The 16,011-nt window shown below is 67.6% G+C and carries 13 protein-coding genes; 5 read left to right on the top strand and 8 right to left on the bottom strand.

From position 1 onward, the window contains the following. Window positions 1-88: 88 nt before the first annotated feature. Window positions 89-886, bottom strand: coding sequence for a helix-turn-helix domain-containing protein (locus VPH47_RS12460; RefSeq protein WP_153855038.1), 798 nt, complete (start codon window positions 884-886; stop codon window positions 89-91). Between the two features lie 72 nt (window positions 887-958). Between VPH47_RS12460 and VPH47_RS12455 the strand changes: the two genes are divergently transcribed. The 3 genes from VPH47_RS12455 (at window position 959) to VPH47_RS12445 (ending at window position 4,771) form a co-directional block, all read left to right on the top strand. After that, complete coding sequence (locus VPH47_RS12455; RefSeq protein ID WP_180861022.1) at window positions 959-2,158, top strand: MFS transporter; 1,200 nt, start codon at window positions 959-961, stop codon at window positions 2,156-2,158. Between the two features lie 583 nt (window positions 2,159-2,741). Beyond that, entirely contained in the window at window positions 2,742-3,650 is a 909-nt protein-coding gene (gene pdxY, locus VPH47_RS12450) for a pyridoxal kinase (RefSeq protein ID WP_164162759.1), read from the top strand. Beyond that, window positions 3,647-4,771, top strand: a complete 1,125-nt coding sequence (locus VPH47_RS12445) for a prephenate dehydrogenase (protein WP_368850939.1) — start codon at window positions 3,647-3,649, stop codon at window positions 4,769-4,771. Before pdxY ends, VPH47_RS12445 begins: the two co-directional genes overlap by 4 nt. A 267-nt stretch (window positions 4,772-5,038) precedes the next feature. Here VPH47_RS12445 and VPH47_RS12440 read toward each other — a convergent pair whose 3' ends face one another. The 5 genes from VPH47_RS12440 to VPH47_RS12420 form a co-directional block, all read right to left on the bottom strand. Next, a complete protein-coding gene (locus tag VPH47_RS12440) occupies window positions 5,039-5,233 on the bottom strand; it encodes a hypothetical protein (RefSeq protein WP_049466425.1) in 195 nt (64 codons plus the stop codon). Window positions 5,234-5,302: 69 nt separating this feature from the next. Then, window positions 5,303-7,075 (bottom strand): ABC transporter transmembrane domain-containing protein, encoded by a 1,773-nt coding sequence (locus VPH47_RS12435; protein WP_164162762.1) that lies wholly within the window; start codon window positions 7,073-7,075, stop codon window positions 5,303-5,305. Continuing rightward, on the bottom strand, window positions 7,068-7,664 hold the full coding sequence (locus VPH47_RS12430; protein ID WP_110711997.1) for a YigZ family protein: 597 nt from the start codon (window positions 7,662-7,664) through the stop codon (window positions 7,068-7,070). Before VPH47_RS12430 ends, VPH47_RS12435 begins: the two co-directional genes overlap by 8 nt. A gap of 40 nt (window positions 7,665-7,704) precedes the next feature. Then, window positions 7,705-8,706 carry a hypothetical protein gene (locus tag VPH47_RS12425; RefSeq protein WP_368850938.1) on the bottom strand — a complete coding sequence of 334 codons (1,002 nt, stop codon included), beginning with the start codon at window positions 8,704-8,706 and terminating at the stop codon, window positions 7,705-7,707. Then, window positions 8,703-9,221 carry an RNA polymerase sigma factor gene (locus VPH47_RS12420; protein ID WP_229298213.1) on the bottom strand — a complete coding sequence of 173 codons (519 nt, stop codon included), beginning with the start codon at window positions 9,219-9,221 and terminating at the stop codon, window positions 8,703-8,705. The genes VPH47_RS12425 and VPH47_RS12420 overlap by 4 nt, the downstream gene beginning before the upstream one ends. A 247-nt stretch (window positions 9,222-9,468) precedes the next feature. Between VPH47_RS12420 and VPH47_RS12415 the strand changes: the two genes are divergently transcribed. Continuing rightward, window positions 9,469-12,312, top strand: coding sequence for an EAL domain-containing protein (locus tag VPH47_RS12415; protein WP_368850937.1), 2,844 nt, complete (start codon window positions 9,469-9,471; stop codon window positions 12,310-12,312). A 19-nt stretch (window positions 12,313-12,331) separates the two neighbouring features. Here VPH47_RS12415 and VPH47_RS12410 read toward each other — a convergent pair whose 3' ends face one another. After that, on the bottom strand, window positions 12,332-12,925 hold the full coding sequence (locus tag VPH47_RS12410) for a TIGR00730 family Rossman fold protein (RefSeq protein ID WP_010484495.1): 594 nt from the start codon (window positions 12,923-12,925) through the stop codon (window positions 12,332-12,334). A gap of 218 nt (window positions 12,926-13,143) precedes the next feature. Then, window positions 13,144-14,640: an aminotransferase class III-fold pyridoxal phosphate-dependent enzyme gene (locus VPH47_RS12405; protein WP_368850935.1), complete on the bottom strand. Its 1,497-nt coding sequence runs from the start codon at window positions 14,638-14,640 to the stop codon at window positions 13,144-13,146. A 210-nt stretch (window positions 14,641-14,850) separates the two neighbouring features. Here VPH47_RS12405 and queA point away from each other — a divergent pair, with 210 nt between their 5' ends. Beyond that, window positions 14,851-15,918 (top strand): tRNA preQ1(34) S-adenosylmethionine ribosyltransferase-isomerase QueA, encoded by a 1,068-nt coding sequence (queA, locus tag VPH47_RS12400; RefSeq protein WP_110712002.1) that lies wholly within the window; start codon window positions 14,851-14,853, stop codon window positions 15,916-15,918. Window positions 15,919-16,011 lie beyond the last annotated feature (93 nt).

Genomic DNA, 16,011 nt, shown 5'->3' with positions numbered 1-16,011 from the left:
AAGCGATGAACGATAGCGCCGGGCCATGCCCGGCGTTGTCGTTTGTGGTGCAGTAGATCCAGGCCATGCGTGGATGCCGTTCAAAGGATCAGCGGAAGAACGCCGCCGGCGTCTGCCCCAGCTGCCGCTTGAACATGCTGGTGAACGCGCTGGGGCTGTCGTAACCCATCGCCAGCGCGACATCGATGACTTTGTCGCCGACCGCCAGTCGCTCCAGGGCGGCCAGCAGCCGCGCCTGCTGCCGCCACTGCCCGAAGGTCATGCCCAGTTCGCTGGCGAAATGACGCTGGATGGTTTTCACGTCCACCTGCAGCGCCTGCGCCCAGTCCAGCAGGGTGGCGTCGTCGCCGGGATGCTTCTGGATGTGCTGGCAGATCCGCTGCAGGCGCGGGTCGGTGGGCGAGGGCAGGTGCAGCGGCAGCACGTCCATGCGGTGCAGCTCGTCCAGCAGCAGCCGCACCACGCGGCCATCCCGGCTGTCCTCTTCGTGTGCGGTCTCGATCAGGCTGGCGGCCAGCAGCAGTTCGCGCAGCAGCGGCGCTACCTGCACCGCGAACGCTTCGTCCGGCAGATGGGGCGCGAAATCCGGCTCCACGTACAGGCTGCGCATGTGCACTTCGGCAATGCAGTCCACCGCATGCGCCATGCCGGCCGGCACCCAGATCGCGCGGGTCGAGGGGACGACCCAGCGGCCGCCGTCCGCACGCACCACCATCAGTCCGGACATGGCGAACACCAGCTGGTGACGGCGATGCCGGTGGGGCGCGATGTGGGTGCCGGGTTTGTAGTGGCGGGCGCGGCAGGTCACCGGACGGTGCACCGGAACCTCGTTCCACGGCGCAGTCTCGCGGACCGGGCAGGGAGTGTCCTTTTTGCGATATGCCATGACCCGAACGCGGCAGAAGGGAGGAGGAGCCCACCGTAGCATGCGTGGCTCGCCCCCAACCTGACTGTGTCCATGTCGACCCTGGCTTCTCCCGCAACGACCTCACGCCCGGTGGCCCCCGGCGTGCTGGCCGCCATCTCCACCTCGCATGTCGTCAACGACATGATGCAGTCGCTGATCCTGGCCATCTATCCGGTGATCAAGGGCGGCTTCAATCTCAGCTTCACCCAGATCGGCCTGATCACGCTGACCTACCAGCTCACCGCCTCGATCTTCCAGCCGTTGATCGGCATGGCCACCGACCGTCGCCCAGCCCCGTACTCGCTGCCGATCGGCATGGCCTCGACCCTGTGCGGCATGCTGCTGCTCGGCTTCGCACCGAACTACGCGGTGGTGCTGATGGCTGCGGCGATGGTCGGCATTGGCTCGGCCATCTTCCATCCGGAAGCCTCGCGCATCGCGCGACTGGCCTCGGGCGGCCGTCACGGCTTCGCGCAGTCGGTGTTCCAGGTGGGTGGCAATTTCGGAACAGCGCTTGGCCCGTTGATCGCCGCCGCAGTGATCGTGCCGTATGGCCAGCACGCCGCATCGTGGTTTGCTGGCGCCGCCCTGATCGGCATCGGCCTGCTGACCTATGTCGGCCGCTGGTACGCGCTGCATCTGGGCGCGCCACGCCCCGCCAGCACGGCGGCGATGGCCCCGCGACACCCGCCGCGCACCGTGGCCAAGGTGCTGGCGATCCTGCTGGTGCTGATCTTCAGCAAGTACTTCTACATGGCCAGCATCGGCAGCTACTTCACCTTCTACCTGATCCACCACTTCGGCATTCCGGTGGCGCAGGCCCAGCTGCATCTGTTCGCGTTCCTGGTGGCGTCCGCCGCCGGCGGCTTCCTTGGTGGCCCGCTGGGTGACCGCATCGGCCGCAAGCCGATCATCTGGACCTCGATCCTGGGCGTGGCCCCGTTCGCGCTGATGCTGCCGCATGCTGATCTGCTGTGGACGACCGTGCTGGCGGTGCTGATCGGCTTCGTGCTGTCGTCGGCGTTCTCGGCGATCGTGGTGTACGCGCAGGAGATGATGCCGCACCGCATCGGCATGGTGTCCGGCCTGTTCTTTGGTTTCGCATTCGGCATGGGCGGGCTGGGCGCTGCTGTGCTGGGCCTGCTGGCGGACAAGACCAGCATCGAGTACGTCTACCAGTTGACCGCGTTCCTGCCGCTGCTCGGCATCGTGGCGGCGTGGCTGCCGCCGTCGCGGCCTGCTGCTCACTGAGGGGGTTGGGTTTGCAGGGCTTGCAGCCCTGCACCCGCAGAGGCAACGTCAACAGCAGAAGCGGGCTATCCGTGGGTTGGCGGGGTGGGTCCGGTTGCAGGGGACGCCGTAAACCCATCCCTGGGGGCTTGGCCGCGGCATCCATGCCGCGGACACCCCTGCAACCGGACCCACCCAGCCTTCGACAGTTTTCCGTGATCTGCCGGAACGGCTTACTGCTCTGGTAGGTGTCGACCTTGGTCGACACGGTAGATCCACGCCATGCGTGGATGACTCATTCGATGTCTGACAGATGTGTCGACCAAGGTCGACACCTACCAACAGCCGCGCGGAACAACAGCCGCAGTTACCAACAGCCGTGTGAACCTGTCGAAGGTGGGGCGGTGTCGGATTGCGGGGTGTCAGCGGCATGGATGCCGCTGCCAAGCCTACAAGGACGTACTTGCGGCGTCCCCGCACTCCGACACCGCCCCGCCACCCCACGGAATGCCGCTTTGGCTTCGGCCGTTGCGGTTGCCGTTGCATTGAGCAGGTGCAGGGCTGCAAGCCCTGCCGAAAACTCCCTTGGGCGTAGAATGCGGGCATGAGCGAATCCCTTGATAACCACCTGGTCCACGGCCGCCGCCAGCGGCCCGATGGTCCGTCGCCGATCGATGTCATCTCGGTCCAGTCGCAACTCGTCTACGGTCACGCCGGCAACAGCGCCGCCGTTCCGCCGATGCGCGCGCTGGGCGTGCGCGTCGCGGAAATCCCGACCGTGCTGCTCAGCAACGCGCCGTTCTACGACACCACCCGCGGCCGCGTGCTGCCCGCCGACTGGTTTGCCGACCTGCTGCTCGGCACCCACGAGCGCGGCCTGCCGCAGCGGGCGAAGATGCTGGTTTCCGGCTACTTCGGCAGCACCGCCAACGGTGCCGCCTTCGCAGACTGGCTGGACGAGATCCTGCCGGCCTGCCCGCAGTTGCGCTACTGCCTGGACCCGGTGATCGGTGACACCCATACCGGCCCCTACGTGGAACCGGGCCTGGAGGCGATCTTCGCCGAGCGATTGCTGCCTCATGCCTGGCTGGTGACCCCGAACGCCTTCGAACTGAATCGTCTGACCGGCATGCCGGCACTGGCCGAGGCCGATGCCATCGCCGCCGCGCGCACGCTGCTGGATCGCGGCCCGCACTGGGTGATCGCGCACAGCGTGGGCGGTAACCCGGGTGAGCTGGTGACCCTGGCGGTCGGTCGTGAGGAAACCTGGCGCTGGACTTCGCCGCTGCTGCCGGTGGACGTGGCCGGCACCGGTGACGTGCTGATGTCGCTGGTGGTGTCGTTCCTGTTGCGAGGTGAATCGATGCAGCAGGCGATTTCGCGTGCGATTTCCGGTACCCATGCGGCGCTGGAGGCGACTCTGGACAATGGCTACGAGGAATTCGACGTGATCGCGGCGGCGCCTGCCGCGCTGGCCGAAGGCACGCGCTTCCGTGCCGAACGCGTGGCATGAGCGGTCTGCACGAACGCACGCCGCGTACGGTCGGTATCGTCGGTAGTGCTGGCGCCTATGGGCGCTGGCTGACCCGTTTCTTCCAGCAGCACATGCAGCTGCAGGTGATCGGCCACGATCCGGCCGATCCGGACTCGCATACGCCGGAACAGCTGCTGGCGCAGGTTGACGTGCTGGTGTTCTCGGCGCCGATCCGGCATACGCCGGCGTTGATTGCCGAGTACGTGCAGCAGTCGGCAGGTCGCGAGCGGGGCAGGTTGTGGCTGGACGTGACCTCAGTGAAGGAAGCGCCGGTGCAGGCGATGCTGGGTTCGCAGGCAGAAGTGGTCGGCCTGCACCCGATGACTGCGCCACCCAAGGCGCCGACGCTGAAGGGCCGGGTGATGGTGGTCTGCGAAGCGCGGCTGCAACACTGGCAGCCATGGGTCGATACGCTGTGCACGGCGCTGCAGGCCGAGTGCGTGCGGGCCACGCCGCAGCACCACGACCAGATGATGGCGCTGGTACAGGCGATGGTGCATGCCACCCACCTGGCCCAGGCCGGTGTACTGCGCCAGTACCAGCCACAGCTGGGCGATCTGGCCGCAATGATGCCGTACCGCTCGGCGTCGTTCGAGCTGGATACGGCGATCATTTCGCGCATCCTGTCGCTGAACCCGGCGATCTACGAAGACATCCAGTTCGGCAACCCGTATGTGGCACCGATGCTGGAGCGGTTGGTTGGCCAGCTGCAGGCGCTGCAGGCGCAGGTCGGGCAGGGCGACGACCGTGCGCGTGGTGCATTCCGCGAGCAGCTGCTGTCGGCCAACCGCAGTGCCTTCGGTGAGCAGGCCGTGGCCGAGGGCAACTACACCTTTGAACGCGTGGGTTATCTGCTGGCCGACCTGACCGAGCGCAATGCGTTGTCCGTGCACCTGCCGGAGGATCGGCCAGGATCACTGCGTGAGCTGCTGAACGTGTTCGAGCAGCACCACATCAGCCTGGCCTCGATCCACTCCTCGCGGACGCCTGGCGGTGAGGTGCATTTCCGTATCGGATTCGTGGCCGGCAGCGATGCTGCAGCGATCGCCCGGGCGGCGGCCGAGGTGGACGCCAGCGGCATCGGGCGGGTACTGGGCTGAATTCATCCACAGGCGGTGTGGATGGTTCCTGAGCAAACGTGTGGATAACCGGGCGCAGCCCTTGGTGGCAAAGGCTGTCAAGATGGTTGGTCAAAAATTGACCGCGCTTTTTTGTAGGGTCGAGCCACGCTTGACTGCCCATGGCAAAAGGCGTGTCGACCAAGGTCGACACCTACCAGAGGCAAAAAAGCGTGTCGACCAAGGTCGACACCCACCAGAGCGGGGGCGATACGGAATCCAGTAGCGCCGGGCCATGCCCGGCGAACCTCAGATCGTCAGTCGCAGTTCGCCGCCGCTGGTGGTGAATTCGCGGCCATTGCGAACCAGATGACGCCCGTCATCCAGCTCGTAACGCGGCGTGGCTTCAGAGTGATGCCCGCTGCCATTCGCCTCGGGCTTGAACTCGATGATGATGTGGCTTTCGCCATTGCTGTCCACTGCAGGGAACTGACGGAACGACATCGTGCACCTCCTTCAACGGATGCTGCTGTTCGCCGCCAGCTTGGTCCCGCCGATGTTAGCCGGCCGTCATCAATCGATGAACTGCAGGCGTGCAAGTTCAGCGTACAAGCCACCTTCGGCCAGCAGTTGCGCATGCGTGCCCTCGGCGACGATACGGCCCTGGTCCATCACCACGATGCGGTCGGCCTTGAGCACGGTGGCCAGGCGGTGGGCGATGACCAGCGTGGTGCGGCCGGCCATCAGCCGCTCCAGCGCCTGCTGCACGCTGTGCTCGCTCTGCGCATCCAACGCGCTGGTGGCTTCGTCCAGCAGCAGGATCGGCGCGTCCTTGAGCAGTGCACGGGCAATTGCCACGCGCTGCTGCTGGCCGCCGGACAGGCGGGCACCGCGCTCTCCCAGTTCGCTGTCGTAGCCCTGCGGCAACGCGCGCAGGAAGCCATCGGCCTCGGCCGCTCGCGCGGCATCTTCGACTTCGGCGTCACTGGCCTGCAGGCGGCCATAGCGGATGTTGTCGCGCGCACTGGCCGCGAACAGGGTGGGCTGCTGCGGCACCAGCGCCAGCTGCGCACGCAGCTCGGCCGGGTCGACCTGGCGCACGTCGATGCCATCCACGCAGATGCGGCCATCGGCCGGGTCGTGGAAGCGCAGCAGCATCGAAAGCACGGTGCTCTTGCCCGCCCCCGACGGACCCACCAGCGCCACGGTCTCGCCCGGACGCACGTGCAGGTTGAAGTGGTCCAGCGCAGCCTGGTCCGGGCGTTGCGGATAGTGGAACACCACATCATTGAACTGGATCTCGCCGCGCATGGGCTGCGGCAACGCGTGCGGCTGTGCCGGCGCGCGGATCTCGATGTCTTCCTGCAGCAGTTCGCCGATGCGGCCCATGCCGCCGGCCGCGCGCTGCAGCTCGTTCCATACTTCGGCCAGTGCGCCCACCGAGCCGCCGCCGATCAGTGCATACAGCACGAACTGGCCCAGCGTACCGGCGCTGAGGCGGCCGTCGATGACGTCGTGCGCGCCCAGCCACAACACACCGACGATGGCGCCGAATACCAGCAGGATGGCGCTGGCGGTGACCAGTGACTGTGCGCCGATGCGGCGACGGGCGGCGCCGATGGCATCGCCGAGAGCCTTGTCGAAGCGTCCGCGCTCGTACGGCTCGCGCGCATGTGCCTGCACCGTGCGCACCGCCCCCAGGGTTTCACTGGCCAGGCTGTTGGCATCGGCGATGCGGTCCTGGCTGTTGCGTGCGACCGTGCGCAGCTTGCGCGCGCCGATGATGATCGGCAGCACCGCCAGCGGAATGCCGAGCAGCGACCATGCGGCCAGCCGCGGGCTGGTGACGAACAGCATCGCCAGGCTGCCGATGACGGTGACCGTGCTGCGCAGCGCCACGGACATGGTCGAGCCGACCACGCTGCGCAGCAGTTCGGTGTCCGCGGTCAGGCGCGAGACCAGTTCTCCGCTGCGGCTGCGGTCGTGGAAACCGGCGCCCAGCTGGATCAGGTGGGCATACAGCTGGCTGCGCAGGTCGGCCACGACCTTTTCGCCGAGCAGCGATACGAAGTAGAAGCGCGCGGCCGTACCCAGCGCCATCACCACCGCGACCAGCATCAGCAGGGCGAAAGCGCGGTTGATCTGGCCACCGCTGCTGAAACCGTGATCGATCATCTGCTTCACCGCCGGAGGCAGGCTCAGCGTGGCGGCCGAAGACACCGCCAGGGCCAGCAGCCAGGCAGTGAACAGGCCACTGTGGCGGCGCACGAACGGCCACAGCGTACGCAGGCTGCCGAGGCGGCGCAGCGGCGGGGTCGAAGCGGGAGCGTCGTCCTTGTCAGTCATCCTGGTCGTCGTCTTGTATGCGGATACGGTCACGGGTGGCGTCGCGCAGGCGGATTTTCAATGCGTCGACCTGATCGGCGGGCAATTCGACCCGCAGGCACACGCCATTGGCATCGAACTGTTCATCGCGCTTCTCGGCCCCGAAGGCGGGCAGGGCAGCATGCAAGGTGCCCAGGTCTTCAAAACCAGCCAGCAGCTGCAGGCGGGACATGGCGACCAGCGGCAGGCGTGGCGCGGTGCGCAGGCATTCGGCCGCAGCGCCGCCATAGGCGCGTACCAGGCCGCCTGCACCGAGCTTGATGCCGCCAAACCAGCGCGTCACCACCACCATCACCCGGTCGAAGCCCTGCCCATCAATGGCGGCAAGAATCGGCCGCCCAGCGGTACCCGCGGGCTCGCCATCGTCGCTGGAACGGTAGTCCTGCCCGTGCCGGTAGGCCCAGCAGTTGTGCGTGGCATCGACCACCGCGACCTGCTGCAGAAACGCCATCGCCGCTGCGGGGCCATCGATCGGCGTGGCATGGGCGATGAAACGGCTGTGCTTGATTTCCAGCGTGTGGCTGACCGGCTGGGCGAGGGTATCGGGCATTCCCACCATTCTACGGTGTTGCTGCCGATTTCCGTGGCACTCAGTCGTCCAGCAGCGGGCGCAGGTCGCGCGGCAGGCGCGATTCCGGGTACTGCTGGATGTAGCGTTCCAGACTGGCGCGGGCGAGGTCGCGCTGGCCCTGATCGCGGCGTTCGCGGATCTTTTCCAGCCATTGCCGGCGCGGCAGGCGTGCATCCGCGCTTACTTCAGCCTGCACCGCATCCGCGCTCAGGCCTGCATCGCTGTTGCGCTGCATGACGCCGGGCGCGGAACGGCGGGTCGCCTCGCGCTTCATCGAAGTGATCTCGACCCGGTCCTGCATCACGGCGGGTTCGGCGTCGACGGCGTTGGTGACTGGTGTCGCCGCCGTACGCGCCTTCAATGCGGCTGCCGGAGCCGGAGCCGGCAAGGTGGGAGCCGGTGCCGAGTACGCAACAGGGGCCGGCGGCGCAGGAGGTGTCGCGGTTGGTGGCGGCGGCAACGCTGCGAACGCGGTATCGGCGGCGGCTTCTGCGGCCATCGATGGTGCGGCCCGCACCGGCACTGGAGGCGCTTCCGCCGGGGCAGGCTGGCGCGCACGCGCGATGGCAGGTGCGGGGGTATCGGCGGCCGGGATTGCAGTCGTCTTCGGGGGCGCAAGCGGTGCGGTCGGCGCGGCGGCCGGCGCCGCAGCCGCGCTGTCGGCCGCACCGCTGTCAGCAGCCTGGTCGGCGGTGGAGAACTCGGCGGCCGCCGGTGCCGCGGCAACAGCGGTCTCACCGGCAGGAACCGGGGGCGGCTCCGGGCGCAGCTGCCAGGCAATGCCGATTGCGAAGACCATCGAGGCGGCGATACCGAACACCGCCGGCCAGCGTGGACGCGTGCGTCGCGCGCGCGCGGCGTCCGGCGAGGCGGCGGCATCGGCGGACGGAGCCTCCACGGCGGCGCGGGCCGCAGCCAGGATGGCGGCATCCAGGGCAGCTGGCGGTGCCTGTTCGGCGCGATGGCCGAGCAGGCGGGCCAGCTCGCGTTCTTCCTGCGTCAGCGGTTCGTCTCGGTTCATGCGTTCAATCCCGCACGCAGCTTGTCCATCGCATAGCGCAGCCGCGATTTCACGGTTTCCCGGCCTACGCCGGTGATCTGGCCGATCTCCTCCAGGCTCAGTTCCTGATCCAGCCGCAGTTGCAGCACTTCGCGCTGCTCCGGCGGCAGTTGTTCCATCGCCAGCTGGATGCGGCGACGCTGTTCGAATTCGGAAAGCTCCGCTTCCGGGGTCTGCCCATCCTCGATCGCGGCCAGGCGCAGATCGGCGTCGGCCGGCGCGGCGGGGCGATGGCGGGCGGCGCGCCAATGGTCGTTCAGGCGGTTGTGGGCGATGCGGAACAGCCAGGTGCTGAACGCGGCCTCGGGCTGCCAGCCGGCGCGGGCGCTGATCACCCGTTGCCAGACGTCCTGGAAGATCTCTTCGGCCAGCGCGTTGTCGCGCAGTTGCCGCAGCAGGAAGCCGAACAGGCGCTTGCGATGGCGCGCATACAGGCTTTCGAAGGCACGCAGGTCGCCACCGGCCCAGGCCAGCATCAAGGCTTCATCGGTTGGCAGTGCGCTGGCTTCCACGGCGTACAGGGTAAGGCCTGCAGGCGATGGCGCATAGCCGGTGGCGGCGGCGGGCAGGGCGAGGGTCATGGCTCGGAAGGGGCTACGGTCATCAGGAAAAACGTACGGGCGCACGATTCGGGGTTTACGGGCTTCCATTGCCCCCCGGGTGGCGCGCTATGCTCGGCGGCTCAGGGGAGGCGACGCACAGACGGCGCCAAGAGATTGTCATTTGTCCACGCATGCTGAACCGGCGGAAGAGCCACCACACGAGGCTGTGCTGAGCACGGCGCTGGTGCGCGCGTTGCATGCGCTTTTGCCGGAAACGGCCGTGGTCCGCGTCGGCTGGGACGACCCGCAGCTTGGCCGTGGCCAGGGCGGCTGGCCGTCGCCGGCAGTTGCCGGCCACGTGGCCGTGGAGCCGGGAACCGGCGATGGCCAGCACGGCTGGGAGTACGACGGTGCGCGGCTGCTGTTGTCGGTGGCCGGAGCGGCGCCTTCGCCGGCCTGGTGGGGGGTGGCCCGGCAGGCGATGGAGCTGGCGCTGCAGCGTGGCCGCCAGGCCGGCCAGATCAAGGCGCTGGAAGAGGCCGAGCGGCTGCAGCAGGCGTTGTTCCAGATTGCCGATCTGGCCGGTGCCGACCTGGAAATGCCCGAGATGCTGCGCCACGTGCATGGTGTTCTGGGCACGCTGATGTATGCGGAGAACTGCTACATCGTCGAGTACGACGACGTGCGCGACCAGATACGCTTCCTGTACTTCGCCGATCAGGTCGATGATTTCGTCGCCGATCCCACGCAGAGCCATGACGCCAGCGAGATGCCGCGCAGCCTGACCGTGGCGTTGCTGCGTCATGGCAAGCCGCTCAGTGGTCCCTCGCGCAAGCTGCTGGCGCAGGTGATGGAGCAGGAACACGACCCGCAGCGCGGCCCGGAAAGCCTGGACTGGCTGGGTGTGCCGATGCTGCGCGATGGCCGCGTATGCGGTGCCATCGTGGTTCAGAGCTATGAACAGGCGGCCCGCTATGGCGAGGCCGAGCGCGCATTGCTGGGCTTCGTTGCGCAGCACGTACAGACCGCGATGGACCGGCGCCAAGCGCAGGTGCGGCTGGAACAGCAGGTGGCGCGGCGCACCCAGGAACTGCAGCGCGCCAACCACAGCCTGCAGGACGAGGTGGCCGAGCGTCGTCGCGCCGAACAGCTGCAGACCGCCCTGTACAACATCGCCGAGATGGCAATGTCGGCCGACAGCCTGGCCCAGTTCTACGGACAGGTGCATGGGGTGGTCGGGCGCCTGCTCGACGCTCGCAATTTCTACATCGCCCTGGTGAACCCAGCCGGCAACGGCCTGGACTTCGTCTATTCGGTGGACGAACACAACGCCAGCCGCGCGCCGCGACCGTTCAGCCGTGGCCTGACCGAATACGTGGTACGCAACCGGCGCCCGCTGCTGGCTTCGCGTGGGCAGATCGACGCGTTGCTGGCCAGCGGCGAAGTGCGCGAATCCGGTACGCGCTCGCACTGCTGGCTGGGCGTGCCACTGCTGCGCGACGACGAAGTCGTTGGCGCGATCGTGGTGCAGAGCTACAGCGAGAGCAGCGCCTTCAGCGTGCATGATCAGCGTCTGCTGACCTTCGTCGCGCAGAACATCGGCACCGGGCTGGCCCGCCAGCGTGACCAGCAGCGGCTGCGCTCGGCGCATGCCGAGCTGGAGAAGCGCGTGGAAGAGCGAACCCGCGAACTGGCCGAAGTCAACGAAAAACTGCTCGGCCAGATCGGCGAGCGCCTGCGCGCCGAACAGCGCCTGACCCACCAGGCCATGCACGATGCGTTGACCGGCCTGCCCAACCGCCTGCACCTGCTGGATCGCCTGCAGGATGCGCTGGCGCTGGCCCGGCGCGAGGGCGGCCCGGTGTTCGCCGTGCTGTTCCTCGACCTGGACCGCTTCAAGCTGGTCAACGACAGCATCGGCCATGCCGCCGGCGACCGCATGCTGGTGGAAGTGGCCAAGCGCATCGTGTCGATGGCCGGCACCGAGGACGTGGTGGCCCGGCTGGGTGGCGACGAATTCGCGGTGCTGCTGCAATGCCCGCAGGGCCTGGCGCAGGCCTTGGACTTTGGCCAGCGCCTGCTGCTGGCATTGCAGGAATCGATGTGGATCGCCGGGCGCGAACTGTTCCCGTCCGGCAGCCTGGGCATCGCCTTGTGGAACCCCCGCTACCGCACCGGCGAAGAGCTGCTGCGCGATGCCGACGCTGCGATGTACCGGGCCAAGGCGCAGGGCCACGACCGCTGCGCGATATTCGACGAGGACATGCGCGAGCAGGCCATGCGCAGCCTTGATCTGGAAGCCGACCTGCGCCGTGCGATCAACAACCGCGACTTCGTGCCGTTCTACCAGCCGATCGTGCGCCTGTCCGATGGCGAGGTGGTGGGTCACGAGGCGCTGCTGCGTTGGCAGCACGAGCGCCGTGGGCTGCTGTTGCCAGGCGCGTTCCTGGAGCTGGGCGAGGAGAGCGGCCTGATCGAACAGGTCGACTGGCTGATCTACGAGCAGGTCATCGCCGGCCTGGTCGAAGGCGGGCACAGCTATGTATCGGTGAACGTGTCACCGCGCCATTTCCGCTCCGCGGAGTTCAGCGACCGCCTGTTCGGCCTGCTGGACGAGTATGGTGCGGATCCGCAGCGACTGCGCCTGGAAATCACCGAGGTGGCGCTGCTGGATGATGGTCCGCACACCCTGCGCATCCTGCAGGGCCTGCGCGAGCGCGGCATCCAGGTGCAGCTGGACGATTTCGGTACCGGCTTCTCGGCGCTGTCCTACCTGCACCGCTTCCCGATCAGTACGCTGAAGATCGACCAGAGTTTCATCGCCGGCCTGCATGGGCCGGAAGTGCAGAGCACGCGCGCGCTGGTCGAGGGCGTGCTGTCGCTGGCGCGCACGCTGGGCATCGAGACCATCGGCGAGGGCATCGAGACCGAGGCGCAGCAGCAGACGCTGCGCGAACTCGGCTGCGACTACGGCCAGGGCTATCTGCTGGGGCGGCCCGCACCGCGGGGCTGCGCGGCGGTCTGAGCCGCCGCGCAGGGAAGCATCAGCGCAGGGCCGCGCGACGCTTTTCGTCGATCCACTTCGAGGCCTGCGCCGGCTGGTAGTTCTTCATCCACTCCAGCATCGCTTCGATGTCCGAGCCGTACCACAGGTCCTGGCGCTGGTCCGGGTGCAGGAAGCGCTCTTCCACCATGCGGTCGATCATGCCGATCAGCGGGGCGTAGAAACCCTCCACGTCGAGGAACGCGCACGGCTTGTTGCCGATGCCCAGCTGGCGCCAGGTCAGCATCTCGAAGATCTCTTCCATGGTGCCGAAGCCGCCGGGCAGCGTGACGAAGCCATCGGCGAGGTCGAACATGCGCGACTTGCGCTCATGCATCGAACCGACGATCTCCAGTTCGGTCAGGCCGCGGTGGGCCACTTCCCAGTCGGCCAGCTGGCGCGGAATCACGCCGGTCACCTCGCCGCCGGCGGCGAGCACGGCATTGGCCACGGTTCCCATCAGGCCGACGTTGCCACCGCCGTACACCAGGCGCAGGCCGTCACGGGCGATGCGATCACCCAGGGCAATGGCGCGCTCGGTATAGGCCGGCTTGCTGCCAGCGTTGGAACCACAGTACACACAGATCGATTTCATGGATCTTCCTGTCTCTTGGCCGGAAACGAAAACGCCCCGTCGCCGACCGCAGGGCGGTCAGGGACGGGGTGTCTATGGAGTATGGACCTTCGCGGTTGCTGCCTGTAGAGCCGCGCTGCGCTCGGCTGTTCTTCGTTCAGTAGAGTCGAGCTTGCTCGACTATCGCGTTGCCTGAACGAAGTGCAGTCGAGCAAGCTCGACCCTACAAAGAACGAGGCTTACGCCGCGGCGGCCTGCTCGCGGCGCGGGCCTTCACGCAGGGCGCGGCCCACCAGGCCCACCAGCAGGTCCAGCTCCTCGCTGTCCATGCCGAAGTGCGGGGTGAAGCGCAGCGAGTTCTCGCCGCCGTGGATCACGTTGATGCCGTGCTGGCGCAGCCATTCTTCGGTGGAGTTGGCGCCGTAGCACTTGAACTGAGGAGCCAGCTCGCAGGAGAACAGCAGGCCGGTGCCCTGCACCTTGGTGATCAGGCCGCCCAGCTCGTTCTTCAGCTGTTCCAGCTTGCGCACGGCCTCGGCACCACGCTCGGCGATGTTGGCGCGCACCTGCGGGGTCAGCTGGGCCAGGGTGGCACAGGCCACGTCCAGCGCACGCGGGTTGCTGGTCATCGTGTTGCCATAGATGCCCTTGCGGTACAGCTGCGCGGCATGCTCGGTCACCGCCAGCACCGACAGCGGGTACTGCGCGGCGTTGAGCGCCTTGGAGTAGGTCTCCATGTCCGGCGGGTCCAGGCCTTCGAAGCCCGGGTAATCGACCACCGACAGCACGCCATGCGCGCGCAGGCCGGCCTGGATCGAGTCGAGCAGCAGCAGGCTGCCATGGGCACGGGTCAGTTCGCGGGCCACGGCATAGAACGACGGCGGCACCGAGCGGCCCGGGTCGCCTTCGCCCATCACCGGCTCCAGGAACACTGCCTCGATGAACCACTGGTTGCGCGCGGCATCCTCGAACACCTTGCGCAGGCCGGCTTCGTCGTACGGCGCCACGGTGATCACCGAATCCTCGCCACGGTAGCTGGCCAGGTGCTGCATGTAGCTCTTGCGGCTGGAATCCGAATAGAGGGCAGGGCGGTCGGTACGGCCATGGAAGCTGCCCTTGACCACCACGCGCTTGATCGCAGCACCGGCGTAGCGGGCGCCCGGGTCGGTCTGCAGCTTGGCGTTGACGTCGGCGATGCGCGCGGCCAGGCCAACGGCCTCGGAACCGGAATTCAGGCACATGAAGCGGGTGAACGGGCAGCCGCCACGGCGGTGGCCGATCTCGGCGCGCAGGGCGGTGATGAAGCGCTGCTGCGACAGGCTGGGGGTCATGATGTTGGCCATCACCTGCGGGCGGGCCATCGCCTCCAGCACGGCATCCGGGGTGTGCCCGAAGCCGAGCATGCCGTAGCCGCCGGCGTCGTACAGCACGGCGCCCTTCAGGGTGACCACCCACGGGCCGCGCGCGGCCAGTGCCACGTATGGGGTCACCGCGTCATCGGCGTAGAAATTGACGAAACCGTCCTGCATCGCGTCGATCTGCGCCTGTTCGTCCTGCGCCAGCAGCGGCCCCAGGTCGGCCTGCACGCGCGCGAATTCCTCGGCGGCGGCATCCACCGCGGCGATCAGCTGCGGATGGTTGGCGGACAGGGCGGTCAGGGTGGCATCGTCCAGGCCGGAGGTGAGGCGGGTGCCGGGCTGGTTGCGCAGGGGGGCGAGGCGTTCGATGAAGCTCATTGCAGATCTCCTGAAACAATGGGTCGCACGGGTCTTCAAAAGCAAAACGCGCGTCATCACGCGCGCTTGGGGCAGGCTCGTGCAGCGGACTTCCGGTTCGATGCTAGCACTTGTTTTTTTGCGCGATAACCCCGCAGAAACCTGCTGCATAGCAGCATTTTGCGCGACGTTCGCCGCGAAGCGCGCCGGCTCGCAGACGCTGGACGTACAATGCGCGCCATTGTCGACCTGTTGCCGCCCACCGCCTTGAAGAAGTCCGATTTCAACTACGACCTGCCGGCTGAACTGATCGCGCAGGCGCCCCTGGCCGAACGTTCCGCCAGCCGCCTGTTGCTGGTGCCGCAAGCCCCCGCCGCGTTCACCGACCTGCAGGTGCGTGACCTGCCGTCACTGCTGCAGCCTGGCGACCTGCTGGTGTTCAACGACACCCGGGTGATCCCGGCTCGGCTGTTCGGGCAGAAGGCCAGCGGCGGCCGCGTGGAGATCCTGATCGAGCGCCTGCTGGGCGCCCAGCAGGCCCGCGCGCAGGTGGGGGCCAGCAAATCGCCGAAGGCCGGCAGCCGCATCGCGTTGGACGCCGGCGGCGAAGCCGAGGTGCTGGGCCGCGATGGCGAGTTCTACGTGCTGCAGTTCCATGTGCCGGAATCACTGGAGCAGTGGCTGCTGCATGCCGGTCGCCTGCCGTTGCCGCCGTACATCCAGCGCGAGCCGGGTGTGGATGACCGCGAGCGCTACCAGACCGTGTTCGCGCGTGAAGTGGGCGCGGTGGCGGCACCGACCGCCGGCCTGCATTTCGACGAACCGCTACTTGCCGCATTGAAGGACAAGGGCGTGGACTTCGGTCACGTCACCCTGCACGTGGGTGCCGGCACCTTCCAGCCGGTGCGTGCCGATGACCTGAAGGACCACGTGATGCACCGCGAGTGGCTGAATGTCGGTGCCGAGCTGGTGCAGCAGGTGCGGCGCACGCGCGCCGCCGGCGGCCGCGTGATCGGCGTCGGCACCACCGTGGTGCGCGCGCTGGAAAGCGCGATGCGCGAGGGTGAACTGCTGCCGTTCGCCGGCGAGACGCAGATCTTCATCACCCCGGGCTACCGCATCCGCAGCGTCGACGCGATGGTGACCAACTTCCACCTGCCGGAAAGCACGTTGCTGATGATGATTTCCGCGTTCGCCGGCAAGGAGCGCGTGTTCGAGGCCTACCAGCACGCGATCGAGCAGCGCTACCGCTTCTTCAGCTACGGCGACGCGATGCTGCTGTTCCCGCAGGCGGGGTAGGGCAGCCTGGGAGGGCAGGGTCCCCTGTGGGTGCGCACCTTGGTGCGCACGCCTTCTTGGGAGACAATAGGCGACTATTTGCCTGAATGACCG

This window comes from Stenotrophomonas sp. WED208 (genome assembly GCF_040984485.1).
Lineage (GTDB): Bacteria > Pseudomonadota > Gammaproteobacteria > Xanthomonadales > Xanthomonadaceae > Stenotrophomonas > Stenotrophomonas riyadhensis.
Note: the sequence above shows the minus strand (reverse complement) of the source record. Positions and strands in the feature narration are given on the sequence as shown.

What these genes read in the sequence shown, in the direction of transcription:
- VPH47_RS12430 (WP_110711997.1), bottom strand. Translation starts at nt 7,664, where the DNA reads ATGCCCGATACCCTCGCCCAGCCGGTCAGCCACACGCTGGAAATCAAG.
- VPH47_RS12455 (WP_180861022.1), top strand. Translation starts at nt 959, where the DNA reads ATGTCGACCCTGGCTTCTCCCGCAACGACCTCACGCCCGGTGGCCCCC.
- VPH47_RS12445 (WP_368850939.1), top strand. Translation starts at nt 3,647, where the DNA reads ATGAGCGGTCTGCACGAACGCACGCCGCGTACGGTCGGTATCGTCGGT.
- VPH47_RS12420 (WP_229298213.1), bottom strand. Translation starts at nt 9,221, where the DNA reads ATGCTGGCCTGGGCCGGTGGCGACCTGCGTGCCTTCGAAAGCCTGTAT.
- pdxY (WP_164162759.1), top strand. Translation starts at nt 2,742, where the DNA reads ATGAGCGAATCCCTTGATAACCACCTGGTCCACGGCCGCCGCCAGCGG.
- VPH47_RS12460 (WP_153855038.1), bottom strand. Translation starts at nt 886, where the DNA reads ATGGCATATCGCAAAAAGGACACTCCCTGCCCGGTCCGCGAGACTGCG.
- VPH47_RS12425 (WP_368850938.1), bottom strand. Translation starts at nt 8,706, where the DNA reads ATGAACCGAGACGAACCGCTGACGCAGGAAGAACGCGAGCTGGCCCGC.
- VPH47_RS12405 (WP_368850935.1), bottom strand. Translation starts at nt 14,640, where the DNA reads ATGAGCTTCATCGAACGCCTCGCCCCCCTGCGCAACCAGCCCGGCACC.
- VPH47_RS12410 (WP_010484495.1), bottom strand. Translation starts at nt 12,925, where the DNA reads ATGAAATCGATCTGTGTGTACTGTGGTTCCAACGCTGGCAGCAAGCCG.
- VPH47_RS12440 (WP_049466425.1), bottom strand. Translation starts at nt 5,233, where the DNA reads ATGTCGTTCCGTCAGTTCCCTGCAGTGGACAGCAATGGCGAAAGCCAC.
- queA (WP_110712002.1), top strand. Translation starts at nt 14,851, where the DNA reads ATGCGCGCCATTGTCGACCTGTTGCCGCCCACCGCCTTGAAGAAGTCC.
- VPH47_RS12435 (WP_164162762.1), bottom strand. Translation starts at nt 7,075, where the DNA reads ATGACTGACAAGGACGACGCTCCCGCTTCGACCCCGCCGCTGCGCCGC.